Raw genomic sequence first — 16,616 nt, 5'->3', positions numbered from 1 at the left:
AACTTGAGCGTAGCGCGCTCAACTTTAGCGCGCCGGTTCGAGGAGCCGTAACGTGCCGGACGTGAAGGTTTCCTTCCGGTTGTCCCGTCGTCTCCTCCCGCTCGGCATGGTCTTCCTGACCTCGGGCATCGCCACCGCGGTGGTCGGGCCGTTCCTCGGCCTCTTCCTCAGCACCGAGGTGCACGCCGGACCGGTCCAGACCGCCACGTTCCTGATCGTCGCCTCGCTGTCCGGGGTGGCGGTGTCGTCGGCCATCGGGCGCGTCTCGGACCGCTTCCCGATCCGCCGCGCGCTGCTCATCGCGGCCGCGCTGGCCGGCTTCGCCGCCAGCGGCCTGACCGCCTTCATCCGGGACTACTGGATTCTGCTCGCGGTCACCGCGACGGTCACGGCCGCGTCCGGGGCGCTCTATCCACAATCCTTCGCGTACGCCCGTCAAGTGCTGCAACGGGATGATCCGAACCGGACCGCCCTCGGGATCAGCACACTGCGTACCGTCTTCTCGTTCGCCTGGGTGGGCGGCCCGTCCTTGGCCGCCCTGCTGCTCGACACCGGCGACTTCCGCCACGTCTACGGCGCGGCCGCCCTGCTCTATCTGCTCGCCGCCCTGATCGCGGTCCGCTTCCTGCCCGGCGTGGAGGCCCCGTCCGCACCGCGGGAGAGAAAGGCCGAGCCGCCCGCCCGCGCGCCCCGGGTGCTGTGGCCGATCCTGTGCGGATTCACCCTGCTCCAGACCACCATGGTGCTGAGCGGTCAGGTCATGCCACTGTTCCTGAGCACCGAACTGAACGGCTCGGTCCGCGACGCCGGCCTGCTCTTCGGCCTCTGCGCCGCCCTGGAGATCCCGCTCATGCTGGGCTTCGGGGTCCTGTCCACCCGCGTCCCGCTGCGCCGGATCATCCTCGGCGGGACGGCGTGCGCGGTCGCGTACCAGCTCGTCGTGGTCACCTCGTCGTCGGTCGGGACACTGGTCGCGGCCCAGATCCCGAACGCGCTCTTCATCGCCGCGACGTCCGGGCTCGGCATCACCTACGTACAGGATCTGATGTCGGAGCAGCCGGGACGGGCCACCACGCTGTTCACCAACAGCTTCCCGATCGGGCAGATCCTGGCGGCGCCGCTCTTCGGCCTGTCCCAGCAGTACGGTTTCCGCCTGGCCTTCGGGATCAACCTGGCGCTCAGCGCGATCGGCCTCGTCCTGCTGTTTCTGGCCCGGTCACGCCGGCGGCCGATGGAGCCGCCGGTTCGTCCGGTCACCGACGCGGCGCGCCCGGCTGAGGGCTAACGTAGAGATCGTGCGCGTACGGGTGGAACAGACTCCGCTGCCGGGAATCGGCGTCCGCCATGACCTGGTGACCTCGTCGGGCCGGACGGTCGGGGTGGTCTCCCATCGCAACGGCCGCCGTGACCTGGTGCTGTACGACGTGGACGATCCCGACTCCAGCCTGGCGTCGATCCCGCTCACCGACGACGAGGCCGAAGCCCTCGCCGACGTGCTCGGCGCCTCGCTGATGCTGGGCCAGTTGGCCGGCCTGCGACAGCAGGCGGCCGGTCTGCTCACCGAGCAGATCGCGCTGCCAGCCGGCTCCCCGTTCGTCGGGCGGAAACTGGGCGACACCCGCGCCCGTAGCCGGACCAGCGCTTCGATAGTGGCCGTGCTGCGCGATCGCGAGGTGATCGCCTCGCCCGGCCCGTCGTTCCGGTTCGAGGCGAACGACATGGTGGTCGCGGTCGGGACACGGCACGGGCTGGACGGCGTCACCGCCATCCTGGCCGGCGACGACGGCGGCTGACCGGCCGTGCAGCACCACACGACGATCCTGCTCATCGAGATCGGCGCGCTCCTCTTCGGCCTCGGGATGCTCGGTCGGCTGGGCCGCCGGGTCGGCATGTCCCCGATTCCGCTCTATCTGCTGGCCGGCGTGGCGTTCGGTCAGGGCGGGCTGATACCGCTCTCGGCGAGCGAGGAGTTCATCGCGGTCGGCGCCCAGATCGGGGTGATCCTGCTCCTGGTCATGCTCGGCCTGGAGTACTCGGCCGACGAGCTGGTGGGCAACCTGCGGACGGCGGCGCCGGCCGGTCTCATCGACATGCTGCTGAACGCCCTGCCCGGAGCGGCGTTCGCGCTGCTGCTCGGCTGGGGCTGGGAGGCGGCGCTGGTGCTGGCCGGCATCACCTGGGTGTCCTCGTCCGGGGTGATCGCGAAGGTGCTGAGCGATCTCGGCCGGGTCGGTAACCGGGAGACCCCGACGATCCTGTCGGTGCTGGTCATCGAGGACCTGGCGATGGCCTTCTACCTGCCGGTGGTGACCGCCGTGCTGGCCGGCCTGAGCCTGGCCAACGGCCTGAGCACGCTCGGGGTCGCGGTGGTCACGGTGGTCGCGGTCCTGGTCGTGGCGATCCGGTACGGCGGTGAGATCAGCCGGTTCATGTCGGTGAAGGATCCGGAAGCCCTGCTGCTCAGCGTTCTCGGCCTGACACTCTTCATCGCCGGGGTGGCCGGCGAGCTGAAGGTCTCCGAGGCGGTCGGCGCGTTCCTGGTCGGCATCGCCATCTCCGGGCCGGTGGCGCACAACGCCACCCAGATCCTGTCCCCGCTGCGCGACCTGTTCGCCGCGGTGTTCTTCGTCTTCTTCGGGCTCTCCACGGACCCGGCCGACATGCCACCGGTGCTGCTTCCGGCGCTCGGGCTGGCCGTGCTGACGATGCTGACCAAGGTGCTGACCGGATATCTGGCGGCCGGTCGGGTGGGCATCGCGCTGCCGGGCCGGATCCGGGCCGGGCTGGCGCTGATGCCCCGTGGTGAGTTCTCGGTGGTGATCGCCGGCCTCGCGGTCGCGTACGGCGTCGATCCCCGGCTCGCGCCGCTCGCCACGGCTTATGTACTGATCACGGTGGTGTCCGGGCCGTTGTTGGCACGTCTGCCCGATTACGCCTGGTTCAAGGAGTGGGTGCGCAAGCGGATGGCGGCTCAGCGGGCCGCCCAGAAACCACTGCCATCCCCGGAGTGACCTGCATCTCCGTAGAAAAAGCCCAAAGTTACTGTCCAGTATCTGAATGTGAGCCCTTGACACTTCCCTAGCGGGACTCCACACGCTAACGTTGCGCGGCGACGACTCTGAGTATTGGGACGTTCGCCACTATGGTCGGCGAGTGACGTCGACCGCGTTGCGAACGGTTGAGTGAGGCGGCGGCGTGAGCGTGCGTGAGGCTACATTCCTCGGTTTCGGCAATCCGGTCGACCCCCGACCCGACGAGCTGCAGACCTGGGCATACAACCCTGAGTCGGTCCCGCTGAGCAGCATGCCGAAGGACTGGGATCTCCTGATCTCCGGCGACGTGCTCGGCCCGACGCTGTTCGAGCTCGCCATGGACCGGCAGTGCCCGGCCCGGCGATTCGCGCAGCATTGCATGTACATCTACGCCGCGGACGGGGCGCGGCAGAACGCGAGCGGGCAGCGGAAGCGCCGGCTCAAGAAGTTCATCGAGCGCGCGGAGGAGGTCGGCGACGAGCCGATGCAGATCTGGGCGCACAACTGCCGGGTTCTGATGACCCGGCCCGAGCTCTTCGACCATCACGACTGGATGGAGGGCGGCCTGGTGCGCTACCCGCGCCGACTGGGTCTGTTCAATCGCCGCTGACTACGTCCAGTAGCAACGCGGTCACTACATGCTGTAGCGGCGGCCCGGATTCCGGGCCGCCGCTGTCATTTGTCAGAGGAACGGCGCGGGCGCCACACCACCAGGGCAGTCGAGTGGGTCTCCTGGCGCACCAGATCGCGGCCCGAGTACGGGCTGCTCATCGCCTCCATCTGAGCGATCCGGGAGTACGCCGCCTCCAGCTGCTGCTCGAGCTCGGCCACCCGGTGCTGGAGGTCGCCGACCAGATGCTCCAGGCCGATGATGCGCTTGACGCCGGCCAGGTTGACGCCGTCCTCCTGGCTGAGTCTCTGCACCTCACGCAGTAGTGCGACGTCGCGTTCGCTGTACCGCCGACCACCACCGCCGGCCCGGCCGGGCTGAACCAGGCCGAGCCTGTCGTACTGCCGGAGGGTCTGCGGGTGCATCCCGGCGAGCCGTGCGGCAACCGAGATGATCAAAACCTTCGCGTCGGAGGCCTGTTCTATCGAGATGTCGATCTCTTCGTACATTTACACCTCCCGAGACGGGGTTTCCTTCAGACGCGGTCTAGTCGGCCCGGCGCAGGCGGGCTTCGAGCCGCTCCCGCGCCGGCGGTGGGGTGAGCTTTCCGAACTTCTCCAGCACGTCCCGGGCCTCGCCGGTGACGGTCGCCGGGATCTGCACGTCGACGGTGACGATCAGATCGCCGGCCTGGCCCTCCTTGCGGGCCACGCCCTTGCCTCGGGCCCGCAGCTTGCGGCCGCTCGGTGTGCCCGGCGGCACGCGCAACGTGACCGGGCCGTCCAGCGTCGGCACCTTCAGGTCGGTGCCCAGGACGGCTTCGACGATCGTGATCGGCACGGTCAGCGTCAGGTCGTCGCCACTGCGCCCGAACAGGTCGTCGGGCCGGACCTTGACCTGCACGTACAGGTCGCCGGCCGGACCGCCCCGGTCGCCCGGCTCGCCCCGGCCGCTGAGCCGGATCCGCTGGCCGTCGGCGACGCCCGCCGGGAACCGCACGTTGATCGAGCGGGTCTTGGTGACCCCGCCGGTGCCCCGGCACTCCGGGCACTTCTCGTCCACGACGCTGCCCGAGCCCTGACAGTCACGGCACGGTTCGGAGAAGCTGAACGAGCCCTGGTTGCTGGAGATCAGGCCGGTGCCGTGACACTTCGGACAGGCACGCGGGGTGGTCCCCGGTTTCGCACCGTTGCCCCGGCAGGTGTCGCAGGCGCCGGGGGTCCGCAGTGTCAGTGGCAGCGTGGTGCCGCGAACCGCCTGCACGAAGTCCAGGGTGACCTCGGTCTCGACATCCCGCCCGCGCTGGGGCCCCCGCCGCGCGGTCGAGCCGGGAGGCTGGCCGCCGGAGAAGATCGAGCTGAAGATGTCGGAGAAGCCGGAGCCACCGAACCGGCGGTCAGCGCCCGGAGCAGCGCCGCCGGAGAAGCCGCCGAACAGGTCGGACGGATCGAACTGCGTGCCACCGCCCCGTGCCCCGCGCCGGAACGCGCCCGAGCCGAACAGCGAGCGCATGTCGTCGTACTCTTTGCGCTTCTTGTCGTCGGCCAGCACGTCGTACGCCTCGGAAGCGGCCTTGAACTTCTCCTCCGCCTCCTTGTTTCCCGGGTTCCGGTCGGGGTGCAGATCGCGGGCGAGCTTGCGGTACGCCTTCTTGATCTCGTCCGGGGAGGCGGACCTGTTCACGCCGAGCACGGCGTAGAAGTCCTTCTCGAGCCAGTCCTTCGAGCTCATGTCAATCCACCTCCTCGAGTTGGCGACGTCCCGCCCGCCGGCGCACCGGCGGACGGGACATGATCATCGATCTCACTCCGGGTCGGCGACCGCGACCATCGCGGGGCGGAGCAGACGCTCGCCCAGCGAATAGCCACGACGCATCACCTCGACGCAGGTCGGCTCGGAGACGTCAGCGGACGTCTGGTGCGCGACCGCCTCGTGGCGGTTCGGGTCGAAGGGGTCGCCCTTCTCCCCGAAGGCCACCAGGCCCAGCTTGCCGGTCACCGCGGTGAGCTGCTCGGCCACCGAGGCGAACGGACCGACCAGATCGCCGTGCTCACGGGCCCGGTCGATGTCGTCCAGCACCGGGAGCAGGTCGGTGAGGACCTTGCCGGTGGTCTGCTCGGCGGCCGCGCCGCGGTCACGGTCGACCCGCTTGCGGTAGTTGGCGTACTCGGCCGTCACCCGCTGGAGGTCGTGGGTCCGCTCGTCGAGCTCGCCCCGTAGCGCCTCCAGCTCGGCACCGAGACCGGGCTTGACGTTGTCGGCCGCCGGGGCCGGCTCCTCCTCGGGGGCGCGGTGCGCGCCGACCGGCTTCTGCACCGGCTCCTCGGCGGGAGTCTCCTCGGCCGTCTCCTCGATCTCGCCCTGGATGACTTCCCGCTCGGCCGCCGGACCGTCGTTCTCGTCGTCCCTGGCAGTCACTTCTTGTCGTCCTCCACGATCTCGGCGTCGACCACGTCGTCGCCACCGGCAGCCGGGCCGGTCGCGTCACCCGGCGCACCGCCCGCGGCGGCCTGCGGGGCCTCGCCCTGCGAGTAGAGCAGCGAACCGGCCTCCTGGGAGACCTGAGACAGCCGCTCGTGGGCCGACTTGATCTTCTCGATGTCGGTGCCGCCGAGTGCGCCACGCAGCTCGCCGAGCGCCTCGTTGATCTTGCTCTTGCTCTCCTCGGGGAGCTTGTCGCCGCTCTCCGCCAGGAACTTCTCGGTCTGCCACTGGAGCTGCTCGGCCAGGTTGCGGGCCTCGGCGTCCTCGCGGCGCTTCTTGTCGTCGTCCGCGTGGTCCTGAGCGTCGCGCATCATGCGCTCGATGTCTTCCTTCGGCAGCGCGGAGCCACCGGTGATCGTCATCTTCTGCTCCTTGCCCGTGCCCAGGTCCTTGGCGGACACGTGCACGATGCCGTTCGCGTCGATGTCGAACGAGACCTCGATCTGCGGGACGCCGCGCGGGGCCGGGGCGATGCCGCTCAGCTCGAAGGTGCCGAGCTTCTTGTTGTTCGACGCCATCTCGCGCTCACCCTGGTAGACCTGGATCAGCACGGAGGGCTGGTTGTCGTCGGCCGTGGTGTAGACCTCGGAGCGGTGCGCCGGGATGGTGGTGTTGCGCTCCACCAGCTTGTGCATGATGCCGCCCTTGGTCTCGATGCCGAGGGACAGCGGGGTCACGTCGAGGAGCAGGACGTCCTTGACCTCACCCTTGAGCACACCGGCCTGGAGCGCGGCGCCGACGGCGACGACCTCGTCCGGGTTGACGCCCTTGTTCGGCTCGCGGCCGATCAGGCTCTGCACCAGCTCGGTGACCGCCGGCATCCGCGTCGAGCCGCCGACCAGGATGACGTGGTCGATGTCGGAGAGCTTGACATCGGCGTCCTTGATGGCCGCCTCGAACGGGCCCTTGCAGCGGTCCAGCAGGTCCTGCGTCATCCGCTGGAACTCGGCGCGGCTCAGCGACGTGTCCAGGTGCAGCGGGCCGTTCGCCCCCGCGGTGATGTAGGGCAGGTTGATACTGGTGGTGCTGGCGGCGGACAGCTCGATCTTCGCCTTCTCGGCCGCCTCACGCAGACGCTGCAGAGCCATCTTGTCCTGGGAGAGGTCGATGCCGTGCTCGCCGCGGAAGGTCTTGACCAGGTGGTCGATGACCCGCTGGTCCCAGTCGTCGCCGCCCAGGTGGTTGTCACCGGAGGTGGACTTCACCTCGATGACGCCGTCGCCGAGCTCGAGCAGCGAGACGTCGAAGGTGCCGCCGCCGAGGTCGAAGACCAGGACGGTCTGCTCCTTGGAGCCCTTGTCCAGCCCGTACGCCAGAGCGGCGGCGGTGGGCTCGTTGACGATCCGCAGGACGTTGAGCCCCGCGATCTCGCCGGCCTCCTTGGTGGCCTGACGCTGGGCGTCGTTGAAATACGCCGGAACGGTGATGACCGCGTCGGTGATGGTCTCACCGAGGTAGGCCTCGGCGTCCCGCTTGAGCTTCATCAGCACACGGGCCGAGATCTCCTGCGGGGTGTACTGCTTGCCGTCGATGTCGATCGACCAGTTCGTGCCGATCTCCCGCTTGACCGAGCGAATCGTCCGGTCGGGGTTCGTCACCGCCTGGCGCTTGGCGACCTCACCGACGAGCACCTCGCCGTTGCGGGCGAAGGCGACGATCGACGGAGTCGTCCGGGAGCCCTCCGCGTTGGCGATGACGGTGGGCTCGCCTCCTTCCAGAACGCTGACGCAGGAGTTCGTGGTGCCGAGGTCGATGCCGACCGCACGTGCCATGGTGTTCCTCGCTTTGCTACCCGACAGGGCCTAGCTACCGACAGGGTTGAGTGGAATCGACTCAATGATGCCACGGGTCTGCACACCGTCAAATCGAAGTTGAGTCCGAGGGGCGCAAGTCAACGCGTGCGACATACCTGTCAGGTCACGGCATACCGGGACCCGTTGTCCTGGATGCATAGATCGTGCACGCTTTACCCGTGACGACGCACGGAGACGCGGTCGGTCGGTCGGCCCTTTCCGCCGTCCCCGCCGCATCGAATGAGAAACAGCAGGTCAAAGCGGCCATAGAACCACTCGATCGTACGAGGGGTGGCCAGGTCCGGCAGCCGAACCTGCAAAACGTGCCGCCCGCGGTGGGACGGCTCGCGACCGCGCTCACTCGATTGCGGGCAGCACTCGGCTCGGTCTCGTACCCCCTGGCGCTGCCCTCCGCGGACGAGGCCCGGCGGGTCGGCTCGGCCCTGATCGCCCAGCTCGACGACTACCTGCTGCCCCGGCTGGCCCGGCTCGACGCACCCCTGCTGGTGGTCGTCGGCGGCTCGACCGGCGCGGGTAAGTCGACCCTGGTGAACAGCCTGGTCCAGGCGCCCGTGAGCACGGCCGGGGTGCTGCGGCCGACCACCCGCTCACCGGTTCTGGTGTGCCATCCGGACGATGTGAACTGGTTCGGCCATGGTGAGCTGCTGCCGGGCCTGACGCGGACCGCCGCGTCGAGCACGGCATCCGACGCCCTGCAGGTGGTGGCCACCCCGACGATCGGGCCCGGCCTGGCCCTGCTCGACGCGCCGGACATCGACTCGGTGGTCGACCACAACCGCCAGCTCGCCGCCCAACTGCTGGCCGCCGCCGACCTGTGGCTCTTCGTCACCACCGCCGCCCGGTACGCCGACGCCGTCCCGTGGGAGCTGCTCACCACCGCCCGCCTCCGCGGCACGGTGATCGCCCTGGTCCTGGACCGGGTGCCGGGCGGTGCGGCCGCCGAGATCGCCGCCCACCTGGGCGAGATGCTCACCGCCAACGACCTGGGCTCCGCGCCGCTGTTCGTGCTGCCGGAGACCGAGCTGGACGAGCGCGGCCTGCTGCCGGACTCGGCGATCGGCCCGATGCGCGTCTGGTTCGCCCAGCTGGCGGGAGACGCCAACGCCCGTGCCACGGTGGTCCGGCAGACCCTCGACGGCGCGCTCGGCGCCCTGGCCCCGGCGCTCGGCGGGCTCGGTGAGGCGGCCGACGACCAGGCCCGCGCGTCGTACGCGCTGGACGAACGGGTGGAGTCCGCCTACCGCAACGCGCTGCGCGCCGCCGAGGAGGGGCTGCGCGACGGCCGGATGCTCCGCGGCGAGGTGCTGGCCCGCTGGCAGGAGTTCGTCGGCACCGGCGACTTCCTGCGCAGCCTCGAGTCACGGGTCGGGCACCTGCGCGACCGGATCGCCGCGGCCCTCAGCGGACGGCCGGCACCCGGGCGCAACCTGCGGGTGGCCATGGAGTCCCAACTGGTGACCCTGCTGCGCGGGGTGGCCGCCGACGCCGCCGAGCAGACGTACGCCGCCTGGCACGCGCACCCGGCCGGCGCCGCCCTGCTCGCGCCCGAGCTGCAGAGACCCTCGGACGACCTGCCGCTGCGCGCGGACCGCATGATCCGGGACTGGCAGCAGTGGGTCCTCGATCTGGTCCGCCGGGAGGCGTCGGACAAGCGGGCGGTGGCCCGCGGCGCGGCGTACGCGGTGAACGGCGCCGGGCTGGCTGTCATGATCGCGGTGTTCACGTCGACCGCCTTCATCCCGACCGGGCTGGAGGTGGCGGCCGGCGCCGGCAGCGCGGTCGCCGGGCAGAAGGTGCTCGAGGCGGTCTTCGGCGACCAGGCCATCCGTACGCTCGCGACACGCGCCCGTACCGAGTTGATGACCCGGTTCGAGGAGCTGCTCACCGTCGAGGCCGTCCGGTTCACCGAGCGGACCGCGGCGGCACGCCACGAGACGTCGAACGGCGCCGTGCTGCGCCAGCTCGCCGTCGAGGTGGAGAACGCCAGGAAGGAACTTTCGTTGTCCGGGTCCGGGTCATGAACGTGGCACAGAGGGTGCCCGGCAAGCGGGTCGACGGCGACGAGCTGGCCCGCCGGCTGGAGGCGCTGTCCCGGTTCCTGCGGGTGGTCGACCCGCACCTTCCGGACAGCGACCTGGTCACCGCGCACACGCTGGTGGAACGGGCCGGCAACCGGCTCTCGCTCTCGCTCGACCACACCGTGGTGGCGCTCGCCGGCAGCACCGGCAGCGGCAAGTCGAGCCTGTTCAACGCGCTGGCCCGGTTCAAGCTCTCCCAGGTCGGGGTGCGGCGGCCGACCACCGGCACGGCACACGCCTGCGTGTGGGGGCCGCTGGAGGCGGCGAACCGTCTGCTCGACTGGGTCGGTGTGCTGCCCCGGCAGCGGTTCGTCCGGGAGAGCGCGCTGGACGGCGACGACGAGGCGGCGCTGCACGGGCTGGTCCTGCTCGACCTGCCCGACTTCGACTCGGTCGAGCGCAGCCACCAGCTCGAGGTGGACCGCCTGCTCGGCCTGGTCGACCAGATCGTCTGGGTGGTCGACCCGCAGAAGTACGGCGACCGGGTCCTGCACCGGGCCTACCTGTCCCAGTTCAGCGCGCACGCCGGCGTCACCATCGTGGTGCTCAACCAGGCCGACCGGCTCAGCCCCGGCGACACCGAGGTGGTGCTCGGCGACCTGACCCGGCTCCTGGAGGAGGACGGGCTCACCGGCACGCCGGTGATCGCCTCCTCGGCCAAGCAGCCCGGGATGCTCCGGGAGTTGCGGTCCGCACTGGAGAGCACGGTCGCCAACCGGCAGGCCGCGCTGCGCCGGCTGGACGCCGACCTGGACGCGGTCGCCGAGGAGCTGGGCGGCATGATCGGGCCGCCGGCCGCCGAGGACGAGGTGGACCGGGCGACCGTCCGGCAACTGTGCGACGCGCTCGCCGAGTCGGCCGGAGTGCCGGGGGTGGCGGACGCGACCGCCGGCGCCTACCGGCACCGGGCCGCGGTGGCGACCGGCTGGCCGCTGGTCCGGGGGCTGCGCCGGCTACGGCCCGACCCGCTGCGCCGGCTGCATCTGGAGCCGGTCAAGACCGATGCGGTGTCCACGGATGTCGTTCCGCGTACCTCGGTGCCGGAGGCCGATGCCGCGCAGAAGTCGGCGGTCGGCCTCTCGGTCCGGGCCGTCGCGGCCCGGGCCGCCGCACCGCTGCCCGAGGTGTGGGCGCCCGCGCTGAACACCGCGGCCCGCTCCCGGGCGGCAGATCTGCCGGACGCGCTGGACCGGGCCGTCGCGCAGACCGACCTCGGCATGGAACGGTCGCCGGTCTGGTGGCGGGTCACCGGGATCCTGCAGTGGGCGCTGCTGGCCACCGCGACCGCCGGGCTCGGCTGGCTCGTCCTCGGTTACATCCTGACCGCCCTCGGGCTGCCGGAGCTCGACAATCCCGAGGTCGGCGTGGTTCCGCTGCCCACCCTCCTGCTGCTCGGCGGGATCCTCGGCGGTCTGCTGCTCTGGCTGCTGCTGCGCCCCGTCATCGAGGCCGGCGCACGCCGGGCGCGGCGCCGGGCCGAGCAGCGGCTGCGGGCGGCGGTCACCGACATCGGCCGGGGGTACGTGGTGGCGCCGGTCCGCGAGGTGCTGAATGCGTACGCCCAGGCGAGGGAAGCGCTCGGAGTCGTGCGCGCGGAGTAGTTCGGGCCGGGGCGCGGGCGTAGGCTCGCGGCATGCCCGCACCCCGGACCGCGTACGACGCCGTGTTGCACGCGGCCCGCGACGTCACGAAACTGGGCTGCGCGCTCGATGCCGAGATGCTCGGTGCCGCGCTGCTCGGCAGTGTCTACGCGATGGCCGCGGAGGATCGCGCCGAGGCCGTGCGCGACTTCGTGGGCCGGTTCCTGACCGCCACGGTCCATTCCGGCACACCCGCCGCGGTGACCATCCGCGACGTCTTCGCCACCCTGGTCCCGGAGGCCGACGGTGCCGGCCGAGTCGGCCACGACCGGCGATCACCGTCGTGGGCCGGCCAGCTCGGCCGGGTCCGGGCCACCGGTTGCTGGGCCTATGGCGATGTGTATGGGGACCAGACGTCCTACCTGGTCACCTTCGCGTACGAGGACGCCGCCGCCGGTGGGCCCGAGCACGCCGTGGTGGCCCTCGTCGACCACAACATCGGCATCACCAAGGACGTCTTCGTGTCCACCTCGGCGGAGACACTGCTCGACCAGGTCCGGCAGATCTGCGAGGCCGACGAGCTGACCTGGTTCCGCAGCGAGGACCCGGGCCGGCTGCGCGACGAGGTGAGCCGGCACCTGGAGGTCACCGACGGTCTGGGCGACCTGCCGTCGGACGGGTCGCTCGCCACCGACCGCACGCTGGCCGGGGCCCGGCTCGCCCTGCTGCCGGCAGTGACCACGCCGCCGCTCAGCGAGCCGTCCGGACCGGACGACACCGGCCTGATCCGGGACTTCCTGACCTCTCCGGAGGCGGCCCGGTTCGACCTGCCCACCGGCCCGGCCGCGACACCGGAGAGCGCGTCGCTGGAGTTCTGTCTCAGCCTCCTGCTGGACCACGGCGCCACCCTGCCCGGTGCCGACCCGCTGCGCTGGAGCCCGGCGGTGGCCGGGCTGTTCCTGCTCGACTGGGTGCACCGGCGGGCCGTGCTGGACCTGGACGACGCGGCCATGCTGCCCCGGGTGGTCCGGGCCTGGTCGGCGTTCGCGATGCGCCGCCGGGGGCTGCCCGCGGCCGCCGCCGAGCAGGCCGAGGCGGCGCTGGAGGAGCTGATCCCGGAGTTCGCCCGCCTCTACACGACAGGCGAACGACGCAGCCCCGCCACGGCGGCGGTGGCCCAGCTCATCGCCGAGGGCGTCGACCCGAACGACACCGCCGCCATAGACGCCTGGCTGGAAGCCAACCGCGAGGAATGACCGGCTGGCGTCAGCGGCGATTGATGTAGTGGTCGGGGGCCCGGTCGGCGTGATGGCGGCCTACGCGGGAGCTGCGGTCGCTCCTGCGCTCCTCCGGGTAGTTGGTGTGCTCGGCCCGGTGCTGACCCCGGTAAGGGCGGTTGGCGAGGCGGTTCTCCTCGGAGTTGGAGTCGCTGAGCCGGCGGCGGACCGCGCTGGCGTTCCCACCCGAGTAGCTCTGCTCGAGGATCCGGGACGAGCGGATGTTGTGGTTGTGATCGGTCATCGCTGACCTCCGACGGTGTCGGGGCCGGTCCGGCGACCGGCTGCCATGGACGGTGAAGCGGGGAGTGACCCGTGGTCGGGGCAGGGCGATTCGTCGTGGTCCGAGGAACCCCGGTCGGGTTCGTCGGGCACGGCATGTGGGCCTGGTGTGGCCCGTCGGCCCCGGTTCGGTTTGTCGGGCACGACCGGTAGGTCTCCCGCGGAGTGTTGATTCCGGGACGGCCGATCCGGTACGGGTGGCAGGCCGGGAACGGACGGGAAAAGGGACGAGCGGGACGACTTCGGGACTTCGTCCTCTGCTGGAACAGCCGGCAGTTCCGGAACGGTGGGGATACCGCCGGGTGCGGAACGGGCCATCCGCTGAGGTTGGACCCGCTTCGGCCGGGCCGGTCGGGCCGGGACCGCCGGCCGCGACGGCACGACGCCGACCGGAGGTGAGGACGGCGCTGTCGGCGACACCGCCGGCGGCGAGGTTCGCGCCGGCTTCCGATCCGGGGACCGCGGAGACGTCCGTCCCTGGACGGGGGACGGGGGGAACACCCGGGCCGGGGACGGGATGTCCGCGTTCGGGGAGATGGACGACGAGGACGAGGACGGGTGACGGGACGCGGCGGGACGGGACGGTGTGCCGGATTTCCCGGGGCGGGTGCTCTGGCCGTACCCCTGATCGGTTTGTGGTCTGTCCGGAGCCCCGACCGAGGGTGGCGGGAAAGGCCGCACCGGGCCGTTCGACGGAGGCGGCAGGAATGGCACGTCCATCGCGCCGGGCCGATCCGTGCCGGTGATCTCGCTGCTGCCGGCCGTGAGGACGGCGAGGGTCGGCACCGAGGCCAGCCCGACCAGGAGCGCGACCATCAGCACGTAGCGCCGGGTCGGGCCGGAGAAGCCGAGATCTTCGCGGTACACCCCGTTAAGGCGCTTGCGCAGCACCTTGAGTGGCGGCTCGTAGCCGTCGTCGTCGGGCAGGCGTGGCACGCGAAGATCCCCCCAGCAGAAAAGATCGACTCGGATCAGTTCCGGTCACTGGGGATGAACGACGGTCGGCGAATTCCGCTGCGGCGTAGTAGGGCCATTCGTACCAAAGTGAGGGTACAAAAGTTACTAAAGCGGGCAAAAACTGCCGACGATACGTCGACAGGATCTCTTTTCGTGATCTACGCAGCCTGTAATGCGGCTCACTCTCTCTGTCAGGATGGGGGCGACGGCATCGCCGCTGTCGCCTTCCGCCGACCAAGCGGGGTTACAGCGTGCCGTCCCGGCGACCTGCCGGAGATAGCCGCGCGCCAACCCCACCCGGGCCAGGCGCGGCCCCCAGTGGTCAGCCGCGCGGCCGGGAGACACCCGCCGCGGGCTTAGTTGAGGAAACAGGAGACACGGATGGCGAAAGGCGAGAGCGTGGCCGGCAGCGACATTCCAGCCGGCGGCTTCGTCCAACTGCTGACCCCCGACGGGGAACGCATCGACACCGTCACCACGGCTGACGGCACGACGTACTCCGTCGACTTCACCGACGAGGAGTACCGCGGTCTCTACCGGGACCTGGTCACGGTCCGGCGTCTCGACAGCGAGGCGGTCGCCCTGCAGCGGCAGGGTGAGCTGGGCATCTGGGCCAGTCTGCTCGGGCAGGAGGCGGCACAGGTCGGCTCCGGGCGGGCGCTGCGCCCCCAGGACATGGCCTTTCCGACCTACCGCGAGCACGGTGTCCTCTACTGCCGCGGCATCGACCCGATCATGCCGTTCGGCCTGTTCCGGGGCGTGGACCAGGGCGGTTGGGATCCGAACGAGTTCAAGTTCAACACCTACACGATCGTGATCGGCTCGCAGACGCTGCACGCGACCGGCTACGCCATGGGCGTCACCATGGACGGCAAGACCGGATCGGCCGACGGCGAAGCGGTGATCGCCTACTTCGGCGACGGCGCGACCAGCCAGGGCGAGGTCAACGAGTCGTTCGTGTGGTCCGGCGTCTTCAACGCGCCGATCGTCTTCTTCTGCCAGAACAACCAGTACGCGATCTCCGAGCCCCTGGAGCGCCAGACCCGGGTCCCGCTGTACCAGCGGGCCGGCGGTTACGGCTTCCCCGGCATCCGGGTGGACGGCAACGACGTGCTCGCCACCTACGCGGTGACCCGGGCCGCGCTGGACAACGCGCGCAACGGCCAGGGCCCGACGCTGATCGAGGCGTACACGTACCGGATGGGGGCGCACACCAGCTCCGACGACCCGACCCGCTACCGGAACGGCAGCGAGGTCGAGGCCTGGAAGGCGAAGGACCCGATCAGCCGGCTCAAGGCCTTCCTGTCCAAGCAGAAGATCGCCAAGAAGGACTTCTTCGCCGAGGTCGACGCCTCCGCTCAGGCTCAGGCGCTCCACCTGCGGGAACGCGTCCTGGAGATGCCCGATCCACAACCCGTGACGCTCTTCGACAACGTCTATCCGAACGGCTCGCCGGAGATCGACGCCCAGCGGGCCGCCTTCGCCGAGTACCAGGCCTCGTTCGAGGGGAGCGCGCACTGATGATCACCCTGGGTAAAGCGCTCAACCACGGACTCCGCCGCGCGCTCGAGGACGACCCCAAGGTCGTCATCATGGGCGAGGACGTCGGCAAGCTCGGCGGCGTCTTCCGGATCACCGACGCCCTCCAGAAGGACTTCGGCGAGGACCGGGTCATCGACACCCCGCTGGCCGAGGCCGGCATCATCGGGACCGCGGTCGGCCTGGCCATCCGTGGCTACCGGCCGGTCTGCGAGATCCAGTTCGACGGGTTCGTGTTCCCGGCGTACAACCAGATCGTCGCCCAGGTGGCGAAGATGCACTACCGCTCCAAGGGCAAGGTGCGGCTGCCGCTCGTCATCCGGATCCCGTTCGGCGGTGGCATCGGCGCGGTCGAGCACCACTCCGAGTCGCCCGAGGCGTACTTCGCGCACACCCCCGGCCTCAAGGTCGTGACCTGCGCCAACCCGGCGGACGCGTACACGATGATCCAGCAGGCGATCGCCACCGACGACCCGGTGATCTTCTTCGAGCCGAAGCGGCGCTACTGGGAGAAGGGTGAGGTCGACCTCGACGCGCCGCTGACCGGGGCGTTCCCGCTGCACTCGGCACGGGTGGCCCGGCCCGGCTCGGACGCGACCGTGCTCGCGTACGGCCCGATGGTCCGGGTGGCGCTCGACGCCGCCACGGCCGCCGCCGAGGACGGGCGGGAGCTGGAGGTCATCGACCTGCGCTCGCTCTCCCCGATCGACTACCCGGCGATCTTCGAGTCGGTCCGGCGGACCGGCCGGGCGGTCGTCGTCCACGAGGCGCCCGGCAACGTGGGTCTCGGCGCCGAGATCGCGGCCCGGATCACCGAGGAGTGCTTCTACTCCCTGGAGGCGCCGGTGCTGCGGGTGACCGGTTACGACACGCCGTACCCGGCGGCCCGCATCGAGGAGGAGTATCTCCCCGACCTGGACCGGGTGCTGGACGCCGTCGACCGTTCCTTCGGCTGGTGACGCC

General features: G+C 70.7%; 14 protein-coding genes. 9 read left to right on the top strand and 5 right to left on the bottom strand.

Translation table 11 applies throughout. The annotated features are described in order from the left end of the window. The first annotated feature begins 61 nt into the window (after positions 1-61). The 4 genes from IEZ13_RS21055 to IEZ13_RS21040 all read left to right on the top strand — a co-directional run bounded on the left by IEZ13_RS21055 (position 62) and on the right by IEZ13_RS21040 (position 3,642). Positions 62-1,285, top strand: a complete 1,224-nt coding sequence (locus IEZ13_RS21055) for a sugar efflux transporter (protein ID WP_229794824.1) — start codon at positions 62-64, stop codon at positions 1,283-1,285. Between the two features lie 10 nt (positions 1,286-1,295). Beyond that, positions 1,296-1,793, top strand: coding sequence for a cation:proton antiporter regulatory subunit (locus IEZ13_RS21050; protein ID WP_183225754.1), 498 nt, complete (start codon positions 1,296-1,298; stop codon positions 1,791-1,793). Between the two features lie 66 nt (positions 1,794-1,859). Next, positions 1,860-3,011 (top strand): cation:proton antiporter, encoded by a 1,152-nt coding sequence (locus IEZ13_RS21045; RefSeq protein ID WP_221246107.1) that lies wholly within the window; start codon positions 1,860-1,862, stop codon positions 3,009-3,011. Between the two features lie 184 nt (positions 3,012-3,195). Then, positions 3,196-3,642, top strand: coding sequence for a hypothetical protein (locus IEZ13_RS21040; protein WP_183225756.1), 447 nt, complete (start codon positions 3,196-3,198; stop codon positions 3,640-3,642). 65 nt (positions 3,643-3,707) lie between these two features. On the opposite strand, the gene IEZ13_RS21035 is transcribed toward IEZ13_RS21040, so the two are convergent. The 4 genes from IEZ13_RS21035 to dnaK form a co-directional block, all read right to left on the bottom strand. Beyond that, positions 3,708-4,151: a heat shock protein transcriptional repressor HspR gene (locus IEZ13_RS21035; RefSeq protein ID WP_183225757.1), complete on the bottom strand. Its 444-nt coding sequence runs from the start codon at positions 4,149-4,151 to the stop codon at positions 3,708-3,710. Positions 4,152-4,188: 37 nt separating this feature from the next. After that, complete coding sequence (gene dnaJ / locus IEZ13_RS21030) at positions 4,189-5,373, bottom strand: molecular chaperone DnaJ (RefSeq protein WP_183225758.1); 1,185 nt, start codon at positions 5,371-5,373, stop codon at positions 4,189-4,191. Positions 5,374-5,445: 72 nt separating this feature from the next. Then, the gene (grpE, locus tag IEZ13_RS21025) at positions 5,446-6,060 is read right to left on the bottom strand and encodes a nucleotide exchange factor GrpE (protein WP_183225759.1); all 615 of its coding nucleotides are present in this window, start codon (positions 6,058-6,060) and stop codon (positions 5,446-5,448) included. Then, complete coding sequence (gene dnaK, locus IEZ13_RS21020) at positions 6,057-7,898, bottom strand: molecular chaperone DnaK (RefSeq protein ID WP_183225760.1); 1,842 nt, start codon at positions 7,896-7,898, stop codon at positions 6,057-6,059. The genes grpE and dnaK overlap by 4 nt, the downstream gene beginning before the upstream one ends. 200 nt (positions 7,899-8,098) lie before the next feature. Between dnaK and IEZ13_RS21015 the strand changes: the two genes are divergently transcribed. From IEZ13_RS21015 to IEZ13_RS21005, 3 genes are read left to right on the top strand one after another with little or no spacing between them, the layout of a single operon-like run. Then, positions 8,099-9,961, top strand: a complete 1,863-nt coding sequence (locus IEZ13_RS21015) for an ABC transporter (RefSeq protein WP_372441940.1) — start codon at positions 8,099-8,101, stop codon at positions 9,959-9,961. Continuing rightward, positions 9,958-11,619 (top strand): GTPase, encoded by a 1,662-nt coding sequence (locus IEZ13_RS21010; RefSeq protein WP_183225761.1) that lies wholly within the window; start codon positions 9,958-9,960, stop codon positions 11,617-11,619. The genes IEZ13_RS21015 and IEZ13_RS21010 overlap by 4 nt, the downstream gene beginning before the upstream one ends. Positions 11,620-11,651: 32 nt before the next feature. After that, the gene (locus tag IEZ13_RS21005; RefSeq protein ID WP_183225762.1) at positions 11,652-12,854 is read left to right on the top strand and encodes a hypothetical protein; all 1,203 of its coding nucleotides are present in this window, start codon (positions 11,652-11,654) and stop codon (positions 12,852-12,854) included. A 10-nt stretch (positions 12,855-12,864) separates the two neighbouring features. On the opposite strand, the gene IEZ13_RS21000 is transcribed toward IEZ13_RS21005, so the two are convergent. Continuing rightward, positions 12,865-13,119: a hypothetical protein gene (locus IEZ13_RS21000; RefSeq protein WP_183225763.1), complete on the bottom strand. Its 255-nt coding sequence runs from the start codon at positions 13,117-13,119 to the stop codon at positions 12,865-12,867. A gap of 1,376 nt (positions 13,120-14,495) precedes the next feature. Between IEZ13_RS21000 and pdhA the strand changes: the two genes are divergently transcribed. Both pdhA and IEZ13_RS20990 read left to right on the top strand, forming a co-directional pair. Next, positions 14,496-15,635 carry a pyruvate dehydrogenase (acetyl-transferring) E1 component subunit alpha gene (pdhA, locus tag IEZ13_RS20995; RefSeq protein WP_183225764.1) on the top strand — a complete coding sequence of 380 codons (1,140 nt, stop codon included), beginning with the start codon at positions 14,496-14,498 and terminating at the stop codon, positions 15,633-15,635. Further along, positions 15,635-16,612 carry an alpha-ketoacid dehydrogenase subunit beta gene (locus IEZ13_RS20990; RefSeq protein ID WP_183225765.1) on the top strand — a complete coding sequence of 326 codons (978 nt, stop codon included), beginning with the start codon at positions 15,635-15,637 and terminating at the stop codon, positions 16,610-16,612. The genes pdhA and IEZ13_RS20990 overlap by 1 nt, the downstream gene beginning before the upstream one ends. Positions 16,613-16,616: the final 4 nt, after the last annotated feature.

The organism is Actinoplanes campanulatus (assembly GCF_014647795.1).
Lineage (GTDB): Bacteria > Actinomycetota > Actinomycetes > Mycobacteriales > Micromonosporaceae > Actinoplanes > Actinoplanes campanulatus.
The sequence above is the reverse complement of the archived record's forward strand: the minus strand, read 5'-3'. Positions and strand labels throughout refer to the sequence as shown.